Annotated in this window: 2 protein-coding genes and 1 pseudogene; all 3 read left to right on the top strand. The window is 68.7% G+C overall.

Features of this window, described 5'->3' with window-relative positions:
* Positions 1–230: 230 nt before the first annotated feature.
* Positions 231–1,589, top strand: coding sequence for an MATE family efflux transporter (locus G3N99_RS38400; RefSeq protein ID WP_241012068.1), 1,359 nt, complete (start codon positions 231–233; stop codon positions 1,587–1,589).
* A 44-nt stretch (positions 1,590–1,633) separates the two neighbouring features.
* Complete coding sequence (locus tag G3N99_RS38405; RefSeq protein ID WP_206124995.1) at positions 1,634–2,305, top strand: class I SAM-dependent methyltransferase; 672 nt, start codon at positions 1,634–1,636, stop codon at positions 2,303–2,305.
* Positions 2,306–2,319: 14 nt separating this feature from the next.
* Positions 2,320–2,595: pseudogene (locus G3N99_RS38410) on the top strand (citrate synthase); the annotation flags it as partial.

The raw sequence follows: 2,595 nt of genomic DNA on the forward strand, positions 1-2,595 counted from the left end.
TGACAAGGGCGAAGGTCGCCTCGACGTGCTCGGTCGCGACGCATTGCGCTTCTCCGCGCGCCAGAAGTTGCCGCGCCTGATCGACGAGAGGCACGCCCATGTCTGACGATCGCGCCACAGTCGCGCCTGCCGCGCCCGCCACGTCTTCCGCGCCCAGTCCGTCCGCCGCGGCTGCCACGGCTGCCACGGCTGCGACGTTGGCCTCGACGCACGCGTCGCGGGCCGACCGCATGCGACAGTTCGCGGCCGAGGTGCGCGCGACCTGGCTGATGCTCTATCCGATGGTGCTGTCGTCGATTTTCGGCTACTGCATGACGCTGTTCGACTATCGCTGGATTCGCGACCTGCCGGCGGAGGACATGGCGCTGCTCGCGCTCGTCAACGGCAGCGTCGCGACGTTCCTGTTCCTGCTCGGCAAGAGCTTCGAGGAGTCGTTCGTCGCGGTGTTCGCCAAGGCGCCCCGCGAGGAGCAGGGCCGGCTGTTCGTGCAGAGCCTGGTGTTCGCGGGCGCGATCGGCGCGCTGGTCGTGCTGGTGCTGATCGGCACGCGGGCGCCGCTGATGACGTTCATTTCCGGCGGCCAGTTCCACGGCGAGCGCATGTTCGGCTATTACGCGCTCGTGATCGGCAGCTTTCCGCTCACGCTGCTCAGCACCGCGCTTTCCGCGGCGATGCGCACGTACGGCGACACCAAGTCGCCTGCCCGAATCAGCATCGCATGCGGCGTGGTCAACAACATCCTCGATCCGCTGCTCGTGTTCGGGCTGTTCGGCCAGCATCCGTCGCTGCAGCTGTTCGGCCTCGCGCTGACCTCGTGGATCACCAAGAGCCTGTATCTCGGCTGGTGCGTCCGGTGTATCCGCCCGCGGCTGCGCCGCGAGCAGGTCGTGCTGCCGCGCCCCGGCGTGGAATGGCCGACCCAGCGACGGCTGCTGCGCATCTTCCTGCCTTCGGCTGCGCTCGAGGCGCTGACCTTTCTCGCGAATACGGCCGTCTATTCGCTGATCGCCCGCTACGGCGTGCGCGCGATCGGCGGGTACGGCATCGGCTTCGAATTGATGACGATCGGATTCATCCTCATCAAGGGCCTGAGCATGGTGTTCATGATCCGGATCGGTCATCTGGTGCGCAGCCGGGCGCCGTCCCGGGCGGCACTGCAGTCGGTGATGCTGCTGGGCGTGCTGTTCACCGCGGCGATCAGCGTCGCGTTCTTCCTGCTGCGCGCGCTCGCGCTGCGCTTTCTCGCGTCCGACGCAGGCGTGATCGCGGTCGCGACCGCGCTGCTCGACTACGTGCCGCTGTTCGTCTTCAGCTATCTGCTGACGAACCTCGTGACGGGTTGCTTCCAGATTCTCGAACGCCCGGCGCGCGCGATGGCGCTCGGGTTGTTCTTTTCCTGGGTCGTCACGCCGGGCGCGATCTACCTCGGCGTCACGCACCATCTCGCGCTCACGCAACTGTTCGCGCTGCTCGCGGGCGTGAGCGTCGTGCGCCAGGCCGTGTACCTGACGATTTTCCTGCGGCTCATGCGCAGGCTCGGCGCCGCGCCGTCCGCACCCCCGGCCGGCGTGCGCGCCGCGGCCGGATGATGCCACGACCGTTGTACCCCTAGACCTCACGACTGGAGACCTGCATGCGTACCAATACCCCCGCCGAAGTCAACGCCGACACCTATGATCACTACGTCGACACGTTCACGCTCGAATGGAACCGCAATCTGGTGCAGCGCGTCGAGCACGAGCTCGCGCAGCGGCGCATCGCGTCGGGCCGGTTGCTCGATGTCGGCACCGGTACCGCGCGGACGCTGATCGAGCTGGCCCGCGTCCCGTCGCTCGCGCCGCTGGGCTTCGTCGGGGTCGACTACTACGACGACATGGTGCAGCGCGCCGAGCAGAACGTGCGCGCGGAAGGGCTGGAAGGGCGCATCGACATCCGCGCGGGCGACGTCCACGCGCTGCCGTTCGACGACGGGACGTTCGTCGCGGTGATCGGCCGCTCGGTCGTGCATCACTGGGCCGACCCGGTCGGCGCGTACCGGGAGATCTTCCGCACGCTGGCGCCCGGCGGTTTCGCGCTGATTCACGAACCCTGCAGCGATCCGGCGCCGGAGGCGCTGGCGTTCTTCAACGAGCGCCGCGCGGCTGCCGGCGTTCATCCGGTCCATCTCGACGGCAAGTTCACGGTCGCGGAGTCGGTCGCGCACCTGCACGAAGCCGGCATCGGCGAGCACGCCAGCGTATCGAAGGGGTCGGGGATGCTCGCGATCGGCTTCGAGGTGCTGATCGCGAAGCCGGCGCAGCAGTAAGCGGGGCATCGCCGATGCGAACCGCTCACGACCTGCCGGCGCCGGACGCCGCCCGTCCGCGCGCCGCACGCGACGAAAGCGAGATCGATGCGGTCTCGATCTCGCCCGACCGGCTTTCCGTACGCGGCGTCGATCTGCTGCAGCTGATCGAGTCCGTCGATTTCACGGCCGCGATCCTGCATGTGCTCGCGGGCCGGATGCCGGACGCGGGCGACGTGCGCGCACTCGATCGCGCACTGGCGGCGCGGCTTGCCGACGACGGGCCGACCGACGACGGCCTGCTCGCCGCG

Source organism: Burkholderia sp. Ac-20392, from assembly GCF_017104585.1.
GTDB lineage: Bacteria > Pseudomonadota > Gammaproteobacteria > Burkholderiales > Burkholderiaceae > Burkholderia > Burkholderia lata.

Coding starts and splice junctions, on each gene's coding strand:
- G3N99_RS38400 (WP_241012068.1), top strand. CDS start 231: ATGCGACAGTTCGCGGCCGAGGTGCGCGCGACCTGGCTGATGCTCTAT.
- G3N99_RS38405 (WP_206124995.1), top strand. CDS start 1,634: ATGCGTACCAATACCCCCGCCGAAGTCAACGCCGACACCTATGATCAC.